The 17,678-nt window shown below is 65.0% G+C and carries 15 protein-coding genes; 7 read left to right on the forward strand and 8 right to left on the reverse strand.

Going from position 1 to position 17,678, the window contains the following annotated elements:
- Nucleotide 1: 1 nt before the first annotated feature.
- On the reverse strand, nucleotides 2–871 hold the full coding sequence (locus APT63_18875) for a histidine kinase (GenBank protein ID AMA47529.1): 870 nt from the start codon (nucleotides 869–871) through the stop codon (nucleotides 2–4).
- A 139-nt stretch (nucleotides 872–1,010) separates the two neighbouring features.
- Between APT63_18875 and APT63_18880 the strand changes: the two genes are divergently transcribed.
- Both APT63_18880 and APT63_18885 read left to right on the forward strand, forming a co-directional pair.
- Nucleotides 1,011–1,547: a glutamine amidotransferase gene (locus APT63_18880; GenBank protein AMA47530.1), complete on the forward strand. Its 537-nt coding sequence runs from the start codon at nucleotides 1,011–1,013 to the stop codon at nucleotides 1,545–1,547.
- 75 nt (nucleotides 1,548–1,622) lie between these two features.
- The gene (locus tag APT63_18885) at nucleotides 1,623–2,819 is read left to right on the forward strand and encodes an SAM-dependent methyltransferase (protein AMA47531.1); all 1,197 of its coding nucleotides are present in this window, start codon (nucleotides 1,623–1,625) and stop codon (nucleotides 2,817–2,819) included.
- Nucleotides 2,820–2,914: 95 nt separating this feature from the next.
- Here APT63_18885 and APT63_18890 read toward each other — a convergent pair whose 3' ends face one another.
- Entirely contained in the window at nucleotides 2,915–3,970 is a 1,056-nt protein-coding gene (locus tag APT63_18890; GenBank protein AMA47532.1) for a magnesium transporter MgtE, read from the reverse strand.
- 500 nt (nucleotides 3,971–4,470) lie between these two features.
- Between APT63_18890 and APT63_18895 the strand changes: the two genes are divergently transcribed.
- Together APT63_18895 and APT63_18900 are read left to right on the forward strand one after the other, a co-directional pair.
- Nucleotides 4,471–6,312 (forward strand): dihydroxy-acid dehydratase, encoded by a 1,842-nt coding sequence (locus tag APT63_18895; protein ID AMA47533.1) that lies wholly within the window; start codon nucleotides 4,471–4,473, stop codon nucleotides 6,310–6,312.
- Nucleotides 6,313–6,549: 237 nt separating this feature from the next.
- Complete coding sequence (locus tag APT63_18900; GenBank protein ID AMA47534.1) at nucleotides 6,550–7,944, forward strand: L-cystine transporter tcyP; 1,395 nt, start codon at nucleotides 6,550–6,552, stop codon at nucleotides 7,942–7,944.
- A gap of 48 nt (nucleotides 7,945–7,992) precedes the next feature.
- Here the strand turns inward: APT63_18900 and APT63_18905 are convergent, their stop codons facing one another.
- On the reverse strand, nucleotides 7,993–8,508 hold the full coding sequence (locus APT63_18905) for a diacylglycerol kinase (GenBank protein ID AMA47535.1): 516 nt from the start codon (nucleotides 8,506–8,508) through the stop codon (nucleotides 7,993–7,995).
- A 75-nt stretch (nucleotides 8,509–8,583) separates the two neighbouring features.
- Here APT63_18905 and APT63_18910 point away from each other — a divergent pair, with 75 nt between their 5' ends.
- Together APT63_18910 and APT63_18915 are read left to right on the forward strand one after the other, a co-directional pair.
- Nucleotides 8,584–9,963, forward strand: a complete 1,380-nt coding sequence (locus APT63_18910) for a hypothetical protein (protein AMA47536.1) — start codon at nucleotides 8,584–8,586, stop codon at nucleotides 9,961–9,963.
- Nucleotides 9,956–11,320 carry a GTPase SAR1 gene (locus APT63_18915; protein ID AMA47537.1) on the forward strand — a complete coding sequence of 455 codons (1,365 nt, stop codon included), beginning with the start codon at nucleotides 9,956–9,958 and terminating at the stop codon, nucleotides 11,318–11,320. The genes APT63_18910 and APT63_18915 overlap by 8 nt, the downstream gene beginning before the upstream one ends.
- A 30-nt stretch (nucleotides 11,321–11,350) precedes the next feature.
- Here APT63_18915 and APT63_18920 read toward each other — a convergent pair whose 3' ends face one another.
- Entirely contained in the window at nucleotides 11,351–13,600 is a 2,250-nt protein-coding gene (locus APT63_18920) for an ATPase P (GenBank protein ID AMA47538.1), read from the reverse strand.
- Nucleotides 13,601–13,682: 82 nt separating this feature from the next.
- On the opposite strand from APT63_18920, the gene APT63_18925 reads away from it, so the two are divergent.
- Nucleotides 13,683–14,126, forward strand: a complete 444-nt coding sequence (locus APT63_18925; GenBank protein AMA47539.1) for a Cd(II)/Pb(II)-responsive transcriptional regulator — start codon at nucleotides 13,683–13,685, stop codon at nucleotides 14,124–14,126.
- Between the two features lie 135 nt (nucleotides 14,127–14,261).
- On the opposite strand, the gene APT63_18930 is transcribed toward APT63_18925, so the two are convergent.
- From APT63_18930 to APT63_18945, 4 genes are all read right to left on the reverse strand, one after another.
- Complete coding sequence (locus APT63_18930; protein ID AMA47540.1) at nucleotides 14,262–15,116, reverse strand: integrase; 855 nt, start codon at nucleotides 15,114–15,116, stop codon at nucleotides 14,262–14,264.
- On the reverse strand, nucleotides 15,113–15,409 hold the full coding sequence (locus APT63_18935; protein ID AMA47541.1) for a transposase: 297 nt from the start codon (nucleotides 15,407–15,409) through the stop codon (nucleotides 15,113–15,115). Before APT63_18935 ends, APT63_18930 begins: the two co-directional genes overlap by 4 nt.
- Nucleotides 15,410–15,848: 439 nt before the next feature.
- On the reverse strand, nucleotides 15,849–16,820 hold the full coding sequence (gene thyA / locus APT63_18940; protein ID AMA47542.1) for a thymidylate synthase: 972 nt from the start codon (nucleotides 16,818–16,820) through the stop codon (nucleotides 15,849–15,851).
- A gap of 48 nt (nucleotides 16,821–16,868) precedes the next feature.
- Nucleotides 16,869–17,678, reverse strand: a complete 810-nt coding sequence (locus APT63_18945) for a prolipoprotein diacylglyceryl transferase (protein ID AMA47543.1) — start codon at nucleotides 17,676–17,678, stop codon at nucleotides 16,869–16,871.

Here is a 17,678-nt window from a genome sequence, read left to right on the forward strand (position 1 = left end):
GTCAGCGTCCGCTCAGTTCACGAAGGGTGTGTTTGAGGTGCTCGAAGTCGTACTCCGACAGACCGATGTAGTCCAGCACCAGCGGCGCGATGGCCTGCCACTCGTGATCGACGGTCTGGTTGCCCAGCACCCGGTGCGAGGCGCAGATGTGCTCGGCCATCTTCAGCACGGCCAGCAGATTCTTGAGCTGGGTGTTGTGCGGCGAGTCGTCGCGAAACACCGCCAGCGCGTTGTGGTGGTTGGCGATGGTCGCGGTCAGGTGCTCCGGCAGGCGCCAGGACTTGGCGGTGAAATAGCCGACCACCGAATGGTTGGTGTTGAACGCACGGTTCTCGGTATCGACCACGCGGTGATCGGCGGTGGCGTTGGCATAGGCCTCTTCCAGCACCGTCATGTACGTGGGGAAGCGCTTGAGCATCAACGGTACGCCACAGTCGTGGAACAGGCCGACGGTGTAGGCCTCGTCCACCGCCTGCAACCCGGTGCGCTTGGCCAGGTTCAGGCAGGTCATGGCCACGTCCTGGGCGTTGTCCCAGAATCGGTTGAGGGTGACGATGGTCTCGTCGCTCATCTCGCCCTTGATCGATTGCGCGTTGATCAGGTTGATGATCGACCGGCTGCCCAGCAGGTTCACCGCGTGCTGGATGGAGCCGATCTTGTTGGACAGGTCGAAATGCGCCGAATTGACCAGCTTGAGCAAGGCACCGGACAGCCCCGGATCCTGGGAGATCAGCTTGGCAATGGTCTGCAGATCCGGGTCGGGCATGTACTGCTCGAATTGCAGATCGACCAGAATCTGCGGTTGCGGCGGGATGCTGATGCCTTGCAAGGCCTGCTGGATCTGCTCGGCAGTGAGTTCCTGTTGGGACATGAACGGCTTACTCGGTAATGACACGCGATTCTAACCTCTGACGCCACGTGCGCACTAACCGCTCATTTGAATTTCAGGAACTTTCACGCCACGGCGCGGGCCTGTTTCTCAGGTCCCATTGAAAACCGAGGAGTAACTCATGACGACTTCATTGAGCGGTAAGCGCGTAGCCTTCCTGGTCACCGATGGTTTCGAACAGGTCGAACTCACCGGTCCGCGCGATGCCTTGCAGCAGGCGGGCGCGACCGTCGACATCCTGAGCGAGAAAGCCGGCCAGGTGAAAGGCTGGAACCACGACAAGCCGGCGGACGATTTCGCCGTCGATGCCACCTTCAATGACGCCCAGGCCAACGTCTATGACGCCGTGGTCCTGCCAGGCGGCGTGCAGAACTCCGATACCATTCGTCTGAGCGAAGGCGCGCAGGCGATCGTGAAAAAGCACGCGACTGAAAACAAGCCACTGGCCGTCATCTGCCATGGGGGCTGGCTGCTGATTTCCAGCGGTCTGGTCGACGGCCGTCGCATGACCAGCTTCAAGACCTTGCAGGATGACCTGCGCAACGCCGGTGCCCAGTGGGTCGACGAAGAGGTCGTGGTCGATGGCAACCTGATCAGCAGCCGCCAGCCGGATGACATTCCAGCCTTCAACAAGGCGATCGTCGACGCCCTGTCCTGATCGACGCCCGTCGTCGGCCGCGCCTGGGTAGCGGCCGACGCGCTATACTCCCGCTCTTTTTTTCGGAGCGACGTCATGTCCCTGCCCAGCCTTCGCCTCAAAGCCAACGCCGATCGCCGCTTGCGCGCTGGCCACCTGTGGGTCTATAGCAACGAAATCGACGTCGCCGCCACCCCCCTGCAAGGGTTGCAGGCCGGCCAGCAGGCCATCCTCGAAACCGCCAGCGGCAAGCCTCTCGGCATCGTGGCCCTGAGCCCGAACAACCTGATCTGCGCACGCCTGGTGTCGCGTGACATCAAGCTGCCGCTGGACAAGTCCCTGCTCGTTCACCGGCTCAACGTCGCGCTGTCACTGCGCGAGCGCCTGTTCGACAAGCCCTGCTACCGTCTGGTGTACGGCGACTCCGACCTGCTGCCAGGCCTGGTTGTCGACCGCTTCTTCGACGTGCTGGTGGTCCAGCTGGCTTCGGCCACCATGGAACAGCACAAGGACGACGTGATTGCAGCCCTGGTGCAGGTACTCAAGCCCAGCGGCATCCTGTTCAAGAACGACTCCGCCGCGCGCGACGCCGAAGGCTTGCAGCGTTATGTGGAAACGGTCTACGGCGACGTGCCGGACTGGGTTGCTCTGGAAGAGAACGGTGTGCGTTTCGAAGCGCCGGTGCGTGAAGGCCAGAAGACCGGCTGGTTCTACGACCACCGCATGAACCGTGCGCGCCTGGCGCCCTACGTCAAGGGCAAGCGTGTCCTGGACCTGTTCAGCTACATCGGTGGCTGGGGTGTGCAGGCTGGTGCCTTCGGGGCCAGCGAAGTGTTCTGCGTGGATGCGTCGGGCTTCGCCCTGGACGGCGTCGAGCGCAACGCCGCGCTCAACGGCATCGCCGACAAGCTCACCTGCATCGAAGGCGATGTGTTCGAGGCCCTCAAGGAGCTGAAGGCTGCCGAAGAACGCTTCGACGTGATCGTCGCCGACCCGCCTGCGTTCATCAAGCGCAAGAAAGACCTGAAAAATGGTGAAGGTGCCTACCGTCGCCTGAACGAGCAGGCCATGCGCCTGTTGACCAAGGACGGCATCCTGGTCAGCGCCTCGTGCTCCATGCACCTGCCGGAAGACGACCTGAACGGCATCCTGCTGACCAGCGCACGCCACCTAGACCGTAACCTGCAGCTGCTCGAGCGTGGTGGTCAGGGCCCGGATCACCCCGTGCACCCGGCGATCCCGGAAACCCGGTACATCAAGAGCATCACCTGCCGCTTGCTGCCCAACAGCTGACTGAGACCGACCACAGGCGCGCCGTTCTCGCTCGAGCGTGCCCCGTGGTCCGTCGCGCATGGCGGCTTCAGGCTGGCCGCCATGCGCCTGCCGTCTCAGATGTCCAACACCTGCGACGCGATCGCGAAATACACCAGCACGCCTGCCGCATCGGCAATCGACGTGACCAGCGGACCGCTGGCCGTGGCGGGATCGAGCTTGAGCCGGCTGAGCAAGAACGGCAGGCTCATGCCGATCAGGCTGCCCAGCAGCACGATGATCACCATGCTGCTGGCCACGATCATCGCGATATCAGGGCCGCCTCGCAGCACTCCTAATCCGGCCACGGCTACCGCCATGGTGCCGCCCAGGGCCAGGGCAACGCCGCATTCCCGCCCGAGCAGGTAGAGCCAGTCACGCAAGACCACTTCGCCCGTCGCCAGGCCGCGGACCATCAAGGTCGCGGATTGCGCGCCAGCGTTGCCGCCGCTGTCGATCAGCAGGGGCAGGAAGAACACCAGCGCGATATGCGCCGCGATGGTGTCCTCGAACGCCGCGATGCCGGCCCCCGAGAACAGGTTGCCGAAGACCAGCAGTACCAGCCACAGCACCCGCTTGCGGTACAACAGGCCAAGGGTGGCCTCTTTCAGGTTGCCGACATGGTTGGTGATCGAGGCGCCCTTGTGGAAGTCTTCGGTCGCTTCGTCGACCACCACATCCATGGCTTCGTCATGCGTGATGATTCCGACCAGCCGACCGGCCTCGTCGAGCACCGGCACGGCCAGCAGGTCATGCGTGCGAACCAGCCGCGCGACGTCTTCCTGCAGCGTGGACACGCTCACGCTGAGCACGTCACGGGTCATGATCTGCTCGACCGGCACGTTCGGCGCGGCGAGGATCAGCTCGCGCAAGGAGACGGTGCCGAGCAGGTTGCGTGCGCCATCCAGGACGTAGGATTGATAGATGGTTTCAGCATCGGCGGCTTCGCGGCGCAACATGTCGATGGCCTGGCTGGCGCACAGGCCATGGTCGAGGCTCGAGTAGTGGCTCGTCATGAGCGCGCCAGCCGTGCCTTCGCGGTAGCGGCCGAGTTTCAGGAGCTGATCGCGACGGGCCTGGGCGGCCTGCCGGGGATCGTTCGAGGACGGGGTGAGGCAGATATCGTGATGCATGAGAGTCTCCAGGCGCCGACCAGGCGCCCACAGACCTCACCCGGACGGGCTCAGGCCTTCGGCAGCCCTGGCGACGGCGCGCTCAGTGCCAGATGACAGGTTCCTAGGGAACTGAAACTGGGAAGGTCCATTGAGGTGTGTCTCGTTGAGCCGCACATGCGGCGACGGAATGATAGGAGACGCACGGCGCACCGTCAGTACCCAAACGCGGTGTCGATGCACTTTCAGAAGCGTCCTACAAAGTGGTTCACATAGCCCTCGTCCGACCCCGCAGCGTCCACCCCGCCATCTCGCGGTTCCCTCACCGCCCCAGGGGTGTAGAATCGCGGTATTCATCGCCAGACATCCCCGGCGGGTTTATGAGCTCTGGTCGAGTACACGGCGATCCCGTGCAGTCCCCGACCCCCATCCACGCCATCGGCTACCGGCCCTGGCCAGCAAGGACAAGAGAAGCTCACTCCCCTTTTCTGTGACCCTGATTCAGCCGCCAGGAGTGCTTCATGCCTGATTACCGTTCCAAGACTTCCACCCACGGCCGCAACATGGCCGGCGCCCGTGCCCTGTGGCGTGCCACCGGCATGAAGGATGACGACTTCAAGAAGCCGATCATCGCCATCGCCAACTCGTTCACCCAGTTCGTCCCGGGCCATGTGCACCTGAAGGACCTGGGTCAGCTCGTGGCGCGCGAGATCGAGCGCGCCGGTGGCGTGGCCAAGGAATTCAACACCATCGCGGTCGACGACGGCATCGCCATGGGCCACGACGGCATGCTCTATTCGCTGCCCAGCCGCGAGATCATCGCCGATGCGGTCGAATACATGGTCAACGCGCACTGCGCCGATGCCATCGTCTGCATCTCCAACTGCGACAAGATCACCCCCGGCATGCTGATGGCCGCCCTGCGCCTGAACATCCCTGTGATCTTCGTTTCCGGCGGCCCCATGGAAGCCGGCAAGACCAAACTGGCCAGCCACGGCCTGGATCTGGTCGACGCGATGGTCATCGCCGCCGACAGCTCGGCCTCCGACGAGAAGGTCGCCGAGTACGAGCGCAGCGCCTGCCCGACCTGCGGGTCGTGCTCGGGCATGTTCACCGCCAACTCGATGAACTGCCTGACCGAGGCCCTGGGCCTGGCCTTGCCTGGCAACGGCTCGACCCTGGCCACCCACTCGGACCGCGAGCAGCTGTTCCTCAAGGCCGGCCGCACCATCGTCGAGCTGTGCCAGCGCTACTATGGCGAGAACGACGCCTCGGTCCTGCCGCGCAGCATCGCCAACTTCAAGGCGTTCGAGAACGCCATGATGCTCGACATCGCCATGGGCGGCTCGACCAACACCATCCTGCACCTGCTGGCCGCGGCCCAGGAAGGCGAAGTCGAGTTCGACCTGCGCGACATCGATCGCCTGTCGCGTACCGTACCGCAGCTGTGCAAGGTGGCGCCGAACATCCAGAAGTACCACATGGAGGACGTCCACCGCGCCGGTGGCATCTTCAGCATCCTCGGCTCTCTGGCCCGTGGTGGCCTGCTGCATACCGACCTGCCGACCGTGCACAGTTCGAGCATGGCCGAGGCCATCGCCCAGTGGGACATCACCCAGACCGATGACGAAGCGGTGCACACCTTCTTCAAGGCAGGCCCGGCCGGCATCCCGACCCAGACCGCCTTCAGCCAGTCGACCCGCTGGGACACGCTGGACGATGACCGCGAGCATGGCTGCATCCGGAGTGTCGAGCACGCCTACTCGCAGGAAGGTGGCCTAGCCGTGCTGTACGGCAACATCGCCCAGGATGGCTGCGTGGTGAAGACGGCGGGCGTGGACGAGTCGATCCACGTGTTCGAGGGCACTGCCAAGATCTTCGAGAGCCAGGACAGCGCCGTGCGCGGCATCCTCGCCGACGAGGTGAAGGCGGGCGACATCGTCATCATCCGCTATGAAGGCCCGAAAGGTGGCCCGGGCATGCAGGAAATGCTCTACCCGACCTCCTACCTGAAGTCCAAAGGCCTGGGCAAAGCCTGCGCCTTGCTGACCGACGGGCGCTTCTCCGGCGGCACCTCGGGCCTGTCCATCGGCCATGCCTCGCCGGAAGCGGCGGCAGGCGGCGCCATCGGCCTGGTCAAGGATGGCGACAAGGTGTTGATCGACATCCCCAATCGCTCGATCAACCTGCTGGTCAGCGACGAAGAGCTGTCGCACCGCCGCATCGAGCAGGACAAGAAAGGCTGGAAACCTGTCGAAGTCCGGCCACGCAAGGTCACCACGGCCTTGAAGGCTTATGCCCTGCTGGCCACCAGCGCCGACAAGGGTGCGGTGCGCAACAAGGCGATGCTTGAGGGGCTGTAAGGCACTGACGGCACAAGAAACCGGCGCCTGGAGCGCCGGTTTTTTATTGTCCAATGCCAGCCCCTGTCTTAGGTCGAGGGGAACCCGGCATCCAATCGGCGGCGAGCTTTATTCCATAAAGCACTATACACATTCCATTTGGGTATAAATCCGTTTGATTTCAGCCTGTTAGGATTTCCGGTTCGCATTCGCTTACAGAGGCGATGCCCCCCTCTGCCTTTTATTGCTGGAGCTTCAATGAACCTGCCGCTGTCGCTTAACCTGCTGGCGTTCCTGGCCCTGTTGCTGGGCCTGGCACAAACCCGCCGCACCGACTGGAGCCTGGCCAAGAAGGTGCTGCTGGGCCTGGTGCTGGGCGTGGTCTTTGGCGTGGTCCTGCATACGCTCTATGGCGCCGGCCACCCTGTGCTGCAAGCCACCATCGGCTGGCTCGAGCTGGTCGGCAACGGCTACGTCGGCCTGCTGCAGATGATGATCATGCCGCTGATCTTCGCCTCGATCCTCAGCGCCGTGGCCCGTCTGCACAACGCGTCTTCGCTGGGCCGCATCAGTGTACTGAGCATCGGTACCCTGCTGCTGACCACGGCCATCGCCGCGCTGATCGGCATCGTCCTGACCAACCTGTTCGGCCTGACCGCCGAAGGGCTGGTGGCCGGTGCGCAGGAGTCGGCCCGTTTGCAGACCATCCACGGCGAATACGCCGGCAAGGTCGCCAATCTCGACATTCCCAAGCTGCTGCTGTCGTTCATTCCGAGCAATCCGGTGGCCGACCTGGCACGGGCCAAGCCGACCTCGATCATCAGCGTGGTGATCTTCGCCGTGTTCGTCGGGCTGGCGGCGCTGCAATTGATCAAGGATGACGCCGACAAGGGCGGGCGGGCGCTGTCCGCCATCGACACCTTGCAGGCCTGGGTGATCCGCCTGGTTCGCCTGGTGATGAAGCTCACGCCCTATGGCGTGCTGGCCCTGATGGCCAAGGTGGTGGCCGGCTCCAACCTGGACGACATCCTCAAGCTGGGCAGCTTCGTGGCGGTGTCCTACTTGGGGCTGGGCCTGATGTTCCTGGTCCATGCACTGATCCTGGCCGGGACCGGCGTCAGCCCGGTGCGTTTCTTCCGCAAGGTATGGCCGGTGCTGACCTTTGCCTTCACCAGCCGCTCCAGCGCGGCCAGCATTCCGTTGAACATCGAGGCGCAGACCTTGCGCCTAGGCGTGCCGCAATCGATCGCCAGCTTCTCGGCCTCCTTCGGTGCCACGGTCGGCCAGAACGGCTGCGCGGGTCTGTACCCGGCCATGCTGGCGGTGATGGTCGCGCCCGTGGTCGGTATCGACCCGCTGGACCCGTGGTGGATCGCGACGCTGGTGGCCATCGTCACCCTGAGTTCGGTCGGCGTGGCCGGCGTCGGTGGCGGTGCAACCTTCGCCGCACTGATCGTCCTGCCGGCCATGGGTCTGCCGGTCGAGCTGGTGGCCTTGCTGATCTCGGTCGAGCCGCTGATCGACATGGGGCGCACGGCGCTCAATGTGAACGGTTCGATGGCGGCGGGTGTGGTCACCAGCCAGCTGTTGGGCCAGACCGATCGGCAGGTGCTGCTGGCGGAAGAGCGGGCCGAGCTGACCCAGGCGGGATAAGAGAAGGATCGCTGGCGTACACGCTCGGGTACGCCAGCGAGAACGACGTCAGCGCTTGTCCCAGACTTCGAACCGGTAGGGAGGACGCCCCTCCTCCACCTGCGGCTGGTCGGACGACAACCGCCACTGCGCTTCGTCGAACGCGGGAAACCAGGCATCACCCTCCGGCTGCAAGGCCACCTGCGTCAAGTACAGGCGATCGACCCTGCCTTGCTCCAGCGCCTGCGCGTACAGCTGCGCGCCTCCGATCAGCATCAGTTCCTGGACACCCTGTTCCCTTGCCCAGGCGTCGGCCCGGGCGATGGCCTCGTCCAACGACGGAAACACCTCGGCACCCTCGAGCCGCAGGTCCGGTTGCCGGCTGACCACCAGGTTCAGACGCCCTGGCAGAGGCCGCCCCAGGGAGTCCCACGTCTTGCGCCCCATGATGATCGGCTTGCCGAGCGTGACGGACTTGAAATATTTGAAGTCGCCTGGCAGATGCCAAGGCATGCGATTGTCGATGCCGATGACGCGGTTCTCGGCGAGTGCCGCGATCAGGCTGAGGGGGAGTGAGGTCTTCATGGGTCCGAGGATAGCAAAGCCGATGGGTGAACGCCTGGGTTATGCTGTGGACTGGACTGTCCGACGGAAGCCGCTGTGACTCAACTGACCGAACTCGACACACACTGGCTGACCGAAGCGGTGCGTTTGCGTGAAGCGCAGGCCGGCCCGCTGGAGGATCAGGAAGCCAATCGACAGGCGCGCCAACAGGGCGGAGACCTGACCACGCGCATTCAACGCCGTGCCCTGTGGCTGGCCGACCGTGACGGCCTGGTCGAGGCCCTGCGCCACTGGAAGCAAGGCGCGCGCCTCGCATTGCTGGGGCTGATGCTGCTGGCACTGTTCAGCGGCGCCGGCCTGGCATTCGCCGCGCTGGGCGACGGCCAGCGACCGGTCAACGTCTTCTGGGCCCTGGGCAGCTTGCTGGGGGTCAACCTGGTGCTGCTGCTGGGCTGGGCCGTCGGCTTTTCCCTGTCGGGCGCGCACGGCGAGGGGCTGGGACGCCTGTGGCTGTGGCTCAGTGCGCGCCTGGCCCGCGACGCCAAAGCCACGCAACTGGCGCCAGCACTGCTGGTCCTGCTGCAGCGGCAGCGCCTGGACCGCTGGCTGCTCGGCCTGCTGGTGCATGGGCTCTGGCTGCTGGCCCTGAGCACGGCCCTGGTCATGGCGCTGGTGCTGTTGGCGACCCGCCGTTATGGCTTCGTGTGGGAAACCACCATTCTGGGCAGCGACACCTTCGTTGGCCTTACCCAGGCCCTGGGCGCCCTGCCCGCCTCGCTGGGCTTCAACGTTCCGGACGTAGGCATGATCCGCAGCAGTGGCGCCGATCAACCGTCCTTCGACCTGGCGCGCCAGGCCTGGGCAGGCTGGCTGCTCGGTGTACTGGTGGTCTACGGTATCGTGCCGCGCCTGCTGCTCGCCTTGCTCTGTTTGTGGCGCTGGCGTCGAGGGCGCGCGCGCCTGACGCTGGACCTCGACCAACCCGCCTACGGCCAATTGCGTGCCCACCTGATACCCAGCAGCGAGCGGCTGGGCGTGCAGGATGCCGCGCCTGAACGCTTGCACCAGGTGCAGGCCCTGCCGGCGAATGCCTCGGACGAAGGCGCGGTGCTAGTAGGACTCGAGCTGGATGACCGACGTCCCTGGCCGCCCAGCCTGCCGACCCGTGTCACCGATGCGGGCCTGCTCGACAGCCGCGCTTCGCGCCAGCGCTTGCTCGAGCAACTGAGTCATTACCCACCCGCGCGCCTGCTGGTCGCCTGCGACCCCTTGCGCTCGCCCGATCGCGGCAGCATGGCCCTGCTGGCGGAGCTGGCGCGTACGGCCGGCAATACGCGGATCTGGCTGCTGCCTGCCGCACCGGACCTGCCCGTCGACCCGGCACGCCTGGACGACTGGCATCAGGCCCTGGCGCAACTGGGGTTGAGTGCGGATTCGACCTCCCCTCTGACGTGGCTGGAGCATGGGCATGACTGAGCCGCTGAAACTGGCCGTGGTCGGCCACACCAATGTGGGCAAGACGTCGCTGCTGCGCACGCTGACCCGGGATGTCGGCTTTGGCGAGGTCTCCCACCGCCCGAGCACCACCCGTCATGTCGAAGGTGCGCGCCTGTCGGTCGACGGCCAGGCGCTGATGGAGCTGTACGACACCCCCGGCCTGGAGGATGCGATCGCGCTGCTGGACTACCTGGAGCGACTGGATCGCCCCGGCGAACGGCTCGACGGCCCGTCGCGGGTCGAGCGCTTTCTGGAGGGCAGCGAGGCTCGCCAGCGCTTCGAGCAGGAGGCCAAGGTGCTGCGCCAATTGCTCGCCAGTGACGCCGGCCTCTATGTGATCGATGCGCGTGAACCCGTCCTGGCCAAGTACCGCGACGAGCTGGAGGTACTGGCCAATTGCGGCAAGCCCCTGCTGCCGGTGCTGAATTTCGTGGCCAGCCCTACCCACCGTGAACCCCAGTGGCGCGAAGCGCTGGCTCGTCTGGGCTTGCATGCGCTGGTGCGCTTCGACAGTGTCGCGCCGCCCGAGGACGGCGAACGTCGCCTGTACGAAAGCTTAGCCTTGCTGCTCGAGTCCGCCCGCCCGGCCTTGCAGCGACTGATCGACGATCAGCAGGCGCAACGGCTCGCGCGCCAGCAGGCGGGCAAGCGGCTGATCGCCGAGCTGCTGCTCGATTGCGCCGCCTGCCGACGCAGCGTGGTGGCCGAACCGGCTGCCGAAGCCGCTGCCATCGAAGCCCTGCGCCAGACGGTGCGCCAGCGCGAGCAGCACTGCGTCGAGGCCTTGCTGCGCCTGTATGCCTTCCGACGCGAAGACGCCACCGCCCATGACCTCCCGTTGCTGGATGGACGCTGGGGCGACGACCTGTTCAATCCCGAGACCTTGCGTGTGCTGGGCGTGCGGGTAGGCAGTGGCGTTGCGGCAGGGGCGGCGGCAGGCGCGGGCGTCGACCTGCTGATGGGGGGCCTGACCTTGGGCGCGGCGGCCCTGGCCGGTGCCGTGGCGGGTGGCGCCTTGCAGACGGCGCGCAACTATGGCTCGCGCCTGATGGGCAAGTTCAAGGGCGCACGCGAATTGACGGTGCACGACGATGTGCTGCGCCTGCTGGCCTTGCGCCAACAGCAGTTGATGGTTGCCCTGGATCACCGGGGTCATGCCGCGCAAGGCAGCGTGCAGCTCGACGCCCTGGACGAGCAGACCTGGCGCAAGGGCAAGCTGCCCGAGCCGCTGCTCAAGGCACGCGCGCACCCGCGCTGGTCGACGCTCAACCCGCAGGGCAACTCGCGGCTGGAAGAGCGGCAGGAACAGGTAGAGCGGCTGGCGCAGGGGCTATAGCGCTCGCCCCTGCCCACGCGTCAAACCGTATCAGTGCCGTAACAGCCGCAGGCCGTTGAACACCACCAGCAGGCTGACACCCATGTCGGCGAATACTGCCATCCACAGGGTCGACAGGCCTGCGAAGGTGATCGCCAGGAACACGGCCTTGATGCCTAGGGCCAGCACCAGGTTCTGCGTCAGGATAGTGGCCGTCTGCCGAGACAGCGCAATGAAGGCCGGGATCTTGCGCAGATCGTCGTCCATCAGTGCGACATCGGCCGTCTCGATCGCCGTGTCGGTGCCGGCCGCTGCCATGGCGAACCCGATGTCGGCACGGGCCAATGCGGGCGCATCGTTGATCCCGTCGCCGACCATGCCGACCCGCTGCCCTTGCCCGGCATGACGCTCGATCAGGCGCAGCTTGTCCTCCGGCAGCAGGTTGCCTTCGGCCTCATCGATACCGACCTGTTCGGCGATGGCCTGGGCGGTGTGCGGGTTGTCACCGGTCAGCATGAGCGTGCGTACGCCCAGGGCATGCAACTGCGCGATGGCTTCGCGGCTGCTGCTCTTCACCGTGTCCGCCACCGCGAACAGTGCCAACGGACCTGAAGGATCGAGCAGCAAGACCACGGTCTTGCCCTGGCGCTCCAGCCGATCGAGTTCGGTTTCCAGCACGGGCGAACACAGGCCCAGCTCCTCGACCAGGCGATGATTGCCCAAATGGTACGTCTGCCCGCCGATCTCGCCACGCACGCCGCGGCCTGCCAGGGCCGTGAAGGCCTCGACCGGGTCATCGGCCAGCCCTTGGGCACGGCCCTGTTCGGCGATGGCACGTGACACCGGGTGATCGGAGCGCGCCGCCAGGCTGGCGGCCAGGGCCTGGGCACGCGCCTCGAAGGCCGGCTGCAGGACTTGGAAATCGGTCTGGACCGGGCGGCCATGGGTCAGCGTGCCGGTCTTGTCGAGCGCCAGCACGCTGAGCTTGCGGCCTTCCTCGAGGTAGACCCCGCCCTTGACCAGGATGCCCTTGCGCGCGGCGGCGGCCAGCCCGCTGACGATGGTCACTGGCGTGGAGATCACCAGGGCGCAGGGGCAGGCGACCACCAGCAGTACCAGGGCCCGGTAGATCCAGTCGAACCACAGGCCACCCAGCAACAGCGGTGGAACCAGCGCCACCAACAGGGCCACGGCAAAGACGATGGGGGTATACAGCCGCGAGAAGCGGTCGACGAAGCGCTGGGTCGGCGCCTTGGCGCCCTGCGCCTGTTCCACGGCCTTGATGATGCGCGCCAGCGTCGATTCGCCGGCCGCAGCGGTCACGTGGTATTCCAGGGCGCCGGACTGATTGATGGTGCCGGCGAACACCTTGTCGCCCACCCCCTTCTCCACTGGCAGGCTCTCGCCGGTGATCGGCGCCTGGTCGACGGTCGACTGCCCGCGGACCACTTCACCGTCCAGGCCGATGCGTTCGCCTGGCTTGACCCGCACCATTGCGCCCAAGGCCACCTCACGCACGGGTAGCTCACGCCACTGACCCTCGGCCTGCTGCACGGTGGCCACGTCCGGGGTGAGCTGCATCAACCCGCCGATGGCGCGTCGCGCGCGATCCAGGGAGCGGGCCTCGATCAGTTCGGCCAGGGTGAACAACACCATCACCATGGCGGCTTCGGGCCACTGGCCGATCAGCACGGCGCCCGTCACGGCGATGCTCATCAGGGCATTGATGTTCAGGTTGAGGTGGCGCAGCGCGATCCAGCCCTTGCGGTAGGTGCCCAGGCCACACCCCAGGATGGCGCCGAGCGCCAGCACGGCCACCACCCACTCTGGCGCCAAGCCGGTGAAGTGCAGGACTTCAGCCGCCAGCGCGGCTGAGGCGGACAATGCCAGGGGCCACCAGCGCGTGGGAGTGGAGCCGCCAAGCGGCGCGCTGTCGGCATCGTCGGCCAGCGGTTCGGCGTGCATGCCCAGGCTGGCGATGGCCTGCTGGATCTCGGCGGTATCGGCCAGGGTATGGCGCACGCCCAGCACGCGGTTGAGCAGGTTGAATTCCAGTTGCTCGATGCCCGGCATGCGGCTCAGCTGGTCCTGGATCAGCCCTTGCTCGGTGGGACAGTCCATGGCCTCGATGCGAAAGCGGCTCAGGCTTGCGTCATCGCTGGCCTGGTCCGTCAGCGTCACCTGCGCGGGAGCGGCCTGGGTGCCGCAGCAGGTGTGTGCAGCGTGCTCATGGCCGTGATCGTGATCGTGATCGTGCGAAGCATGCGCGTGTTTATGGTCGTGGCTGACAGGCTGGCCCATGGACAGATCCCCGAAGATGCGTATTGCCAAAGTGAACACCCTGTAGCCACTATAGGGTCAAGTATCTTCGACGAGGTGAGCGATGAAGATTGGAGAACTGGCGGCGGCCACCGATTGCGCGGTCGAGACCATTCGCTACTACGAACGCGAGCGCCTGCTGCCCGCGCCAGCGCGTAGCGAGGGCAATTACCGGGTGTACACCCAGGCCCATGTCGAGCGGCTGACGTTCATCCGCAACTGCCGCACCCTGGACATGACCCTCGACGAGATCCGTAGCCTGCTGCGCTTGCGTGACAGCCCTGAAGACCAGTGCGCCAGCGTCAATGCGCTGATCGACGAGCACATCGAGCACGTGCAGGCGCGCATCGACGGGCTGATGGCCTTGCAGACGCAGCTGACCGATTTGCGCCAGCGCTGCCAGGCCCGGGAAGCGCAGTGTTCGATCCTTCAGCGCCTGGAGGTGACGGGTGCGGTGACGGCGGTGGACGTCGAGCATTCGCATGTCGGGCGCAGTCACGAGCGTTAGGCGTCGGGGGCAGATGGGGGTTCTGTAGCGGATGACCTGGCGCTATCGCGGGCAAGCCCGCTCCCACACCTCCCCTTCACATTGCAGTGATATCTGCGGTGGTCAACTTTTTCCGGACACCTTGATCGGTGATTTTCAGGCGGCCTTCAGCTCGTATTGATTCGGAGCCAGGTAGCCTAGTGTCGAGTGCAACCGTGTCCTGTTGTAGAAGCGCATGATGTAGTCCGTGATGTCCTTGATCGCCTCGCCATGATTGGCGTAATCCTTGCGCCAGACGCGCTCCATCTTCAGGTTCAGGAAGAAGCGCTCCATCACGGCGTTGTCCCAACAGTTCCCCTTGCGACTCATGCTGCAGTGCATGCCGTGCCGCGCCAGCAGACTCTGATAGGCAACGCCGGCGTACTGGCTGCCGCGGTCAGAGTGGGCAATCAGGCCCGGTGGCGGCTGCCGTTGCGCAATCGCCAGTTGCAGGGCATTGCATACCAGGTCGGCACGCATGTGCGGCGCCATCGCCCAACCCACGATCTTGCGCGAGAACAAGTCCATGACCACGGCCAGGTACAGCCAGCCGCTGCGGGTACGGATGTACGTGATGTCAGCTACCCAAGACTGATTGACCCCTGCTGGCGTGAACTGGCGGTTGAGCAGGTTTGGGGCGACCGGGTAACTGTGCTTGCTGTTGGTAGTATGAACAAACTTGCGTTTCCAGACTGGGCGTAAGCCCTGTTGTTTCATGAGGCTGCGGACCTTGAAGCGACCGATGACCATGCCCTCATTGCGCAGTGCGCCGAGCAGGCGGCGGCTTCCGTAGCAGCGCTCCGTGGATTCGAAGGTGGCCTTGAGCCGGGCAGTGATCGGACAGGCCGGACGCGGTCTGGCTTGTTGCTGACGGGCTTCGTAGAACCTCGAGCGACTGATCCGCAGTACCCGGCAGACACGTGCCACCGGGTAGGCCTTGCGTTGCAATTGGTGAACCAGCTGGTGGATCACTTCAATTCGCGGGCAAAGAAGGCCGTAGCTTTTTTTAAGATGTCGTTGTCCATCTTCAACTCGCGAACCTGCTGCTCCAGCTGGCGAATCCGCTGCTGCTCACTGGTAAGCGGCTTGCCGATGCCCGGACCACCCAGCTGCTCGGCCTTGTACTGCTGAACCCAGCGGCGCACGGCCGTGTCGCTCAGGCTCAGATCCATGCACACCGAGTTCACACTCTGGCCCTGGTCGACGATCAGCCGGCAAACCTCCAGCTTGAACGCAGCATCGAATTGTCTGTATTTCTTGGTCATGAAAACTCCTCAGTAGGGGTATTTTCACCTATTGAGGTGTCCGGGGCCATTAGACCAGCTCAATCGGCTGCTGCGGCTCAGTTCCTTGTGGGAGTCCGCCCGCCGCCTTGGCGCCGCGCTGTCGCGCAGAGAACATGGTGATAGCTGGCAGGATCCGAAGCTTCATTGCTAATCGATTTTAGGGCCGCCTTGCGGCCCATCGCGGCACTGGGGCCGCTCCTACACCCGTAGTCCCACCGCAGGGTTGCAGGCTATCGCGGCCACCTGTGGGAGCGGCCCCTGTGCCGCGATTGGGCCCGCAGGGCCCACAAAATCCTGAAATTATTCCTTTTAAAATCAACAAGATATTTTATGTTCTATGAAAGCGGGCTTGCCCGCGATGCAGGCAGTGAGGTGCTGGCCCCTGATCACCAGGCCAACACCCTACGGAATCGCACGATCAGACCGCCATGGGCGCCGTCATGGGGGCATGGTGCTCATACCCTTCCAGCCGGAAATCGCTTGGCTCGATCCGCTCCAGCCACTCCGGCGCATAGACGCCCGTGTCCGCGAACGCCGGCACGCGCTCGTCGATCACCAGCCGCGGCGCAGCGAGCGGCTCACGCTTGAGCTGTTCGCCCAGCATGTCCAGGTGGTTTTCGTAGACGTGCGCGTCGCCGATGAAATAGGTGAACCAGCGCGGCGTGTAGCCCGTCAGCCGACCGAACAGCGACAGCAGCGCCGCGCCTTCGGTGAGGTTGAACGGTGTGCCGAGACCCAGGTCGTTGGAGCGAATGTACAAGGTCAGGGAAATCTCCCGGGTCTCGACGTTCGGGTGGAACTGGTACAGCAGGTGGCACGGCGGCAGGGCCATCTCGTCGAGCTGGGCGCAGTTCCAACCGTGGAACAGGATGCGTCGGCTGCCCGGATCGTTGACGATGGTGTCCAGGCACTGGCGCACCTGGTCGATGGCCTTGTACAGCACCACGAAGGCCTGACCGTCCTCCTGGTCCTGGGCGATCTGCCGGTACCCCTGCTGCTCGGCCAGGGCGATCGCCGCCGGGTTGCTCAGGGGAATGCGCTTGTAACCCGGCCACTGGCGCCACTGCACGCCATAGATCTCGCCCAGGTCGTCGTGCCCCTGGCGAAACGGGTTGGCCAGCCACTGGGCATTCTCGTTGGCGTTCTGGTCCCAGACCTTGCAGCCCAGGTCGCGGAACTGCCCGGCATCACGCACGCCGCGCAGAAAGCCGACCATCTCGCCGATCGCCGACTTGAAGGCCAGCTTGCGCGTGGTGATCGCCGGGAAGCCCTTCTGCAGGTCGAAGCGCAGCATGGCGCCGGGCAAGCTGATGGTGCGCACGCCGGTACGGTTCTGCTGCAGCGTGCCGTTCTCGATGACGTCGCGCACCAGGTCTAGATACTGTTTCATGGCCTACCTGTAACGAAAACGGCAGGAGGATCGCCCCTGCCGTGGGAATCAAAGGGCGGGTTTCGCCGTCGGTGTACGATTATAAGCCCACCAGATCAGTCCCAGGCCACCGAGTATCATCGGCAGGCACAGCAACTGACCCATGGTCAGCCAGCCGAAGGCGATGTAGCCCAGCTGGGCATCCGGCACGCGAACGAACTCGACGATGAAGCGGAAGATGCCGTAGAACAGCGCGAACATGCCTGACACGGCCATGGTCGGGCGCGGCTTGCGCGAGAACGCCCAGAGGATGATGAACAGCGCCACACCTTCCAGGGCGAACTGGTACAGCTGCGAGGGGTGACGCGGCAACTGCGCCGGGTCGCTGAACGGCGGGAAGACCATGGCCCAGGGCACATCGGTCGGCTTGCCCCACAACTCGGCGTTGATGAAGTTGCCGATGCGCCCGGCGCCCAGGCCGATCGGCACCAGCGGCGCGACGAAGTCCATCAGCTCGAAGAACGACTTGTTGTTGCGCTTGCCGAACCACAAGGCAGCCAGCATCACGCCGATGAAGCCGCCGTGGAACGACATGCCACCCTTCCACACTTCGAAGATCAGCGTCGGCTGGGCCAGATAGGCCTGCAGATCGTAGAACAGCACGTATCCCAGCCGCCCGCCGACGATCACGCCCATGGAGAGCCAGAACACCAGGTCGGAGAGCTTTTCCCGACTCCAGGTCGGATCGAAACGGTGCAACCGTCGCGAGGCCAGCAGCCAGGCGCCGCCGATGCCGATCAGGTACATCAGACCGTACCAGTGGATTTTCAGCGGCCCGATGGCGACGGCCACGGGGTCGATCTGCGGGTAAGGCAGCAT

This window comes from Pseudomonas monteilii (assembly GCA_001534745.1).
GTDB lineage: Bacteria > Pseudomonadota > Gammaproteobacteria > Pseudomonadales > Pseudomonadaceae > Aquipseudomonas > Aquipseudomonas alabamensis.

What these genes read in the sequence shown, in the direction of transcription:
- APT63_18925 (AMA47539.1), top strand. Translation starts at nt 13,683, where the DNA reads ATGAAGATTGGAGAACTGGCGGCGGCCACCGATTGCGCGGTCGAGACC.
- APT63_18895 (AMA47533.1), top strand. Translation starts at nt 4,471, where the DNA reads ATGCCTGATTACCGTTCCAAGACTTCCACCCACGGCCGCAACATGGCC.
- APT63_18920 (AMA47538.1), bottom strand. Translation starts at nt 13,600, where the DNA reads ATGGGCCAGCCTGTCAGCCACGACCATAAACACGCGCATGCTTCGCAC.
- APT63_18945 (AMA47543.1), bottom strand. Translation starts at nt 17,678, where the DNA reads ATGCTGCCTTACCCGCAGATCGACCCCGTGGCCGTCGCCATCGGGCCG.
- APT63_18885 (AMA47531.1), top strand. Translation starts at nt 1,623, where the DNA reads ATGTCCCTGCCCAGCCTTCGCCTCAAAGCCAACGCCGATCGCCGCTTG.
- APT63_18875 (AMA47529.1), bottom strand. Translation starts at nt 871, where the DNA reads ATGTCCCAACAGGAACTCACTGCCGAGCAGATCCAGCAGGCCTTGCAA.
- APT63_18935 (AMA47541.1), bottom strand. Translation starts at nt 15,409, where the DNA reads ATGACCAAGAAATACAGACAATTCGATGCTGCGTTCAAGCTGGAGGTT.
- thyA (AMA47542.1), bottom strand. Translation starts at nt 16,820, where the DNA reads ATGAAACAGTATCTAGACCTGGTGCGCGACGTCATCGAGAACGGCACG.
- APT63_18905 (AMA47535.1), bottom strand. Translation starts at nt 8,508, where the DNA reads ATGAAGACCTCACTCCCCCTCAGCCTGATCGCGGCACTCGCCGAGAAC.
- APT63_18880 (AMA47530.1), top strand. Translation starts at nt 1,011, where the DNA reads ATGACGACTTCATTGAGCGGTAAGCGCGTAGCCTTCCTGGTCACCGAT.
- APT63_18900 (AMA47534.1), top strand. Translation starts at nt 6,550, where the DNA reads ATGAACCTGCCGCTGTCGCTTAACCTGCTGGCGTTCCTGGCCCTGTTG.
- APT63_18915 (AMA47537.1), top strand. Translation starts at nt 9,956, where the DNA reads ATGACTGAGCCGCTGAAACTGGCCGTGGTCGGCCACACCAATGTGGGC.
- APT63_18890 (AMA47532.1), bottom strand. Translation starts at nt 3,970, where the DNA reads ATGCATCACGATATCTGCCTCACCCCGTCCTCGAACGATCCCCGGCAG.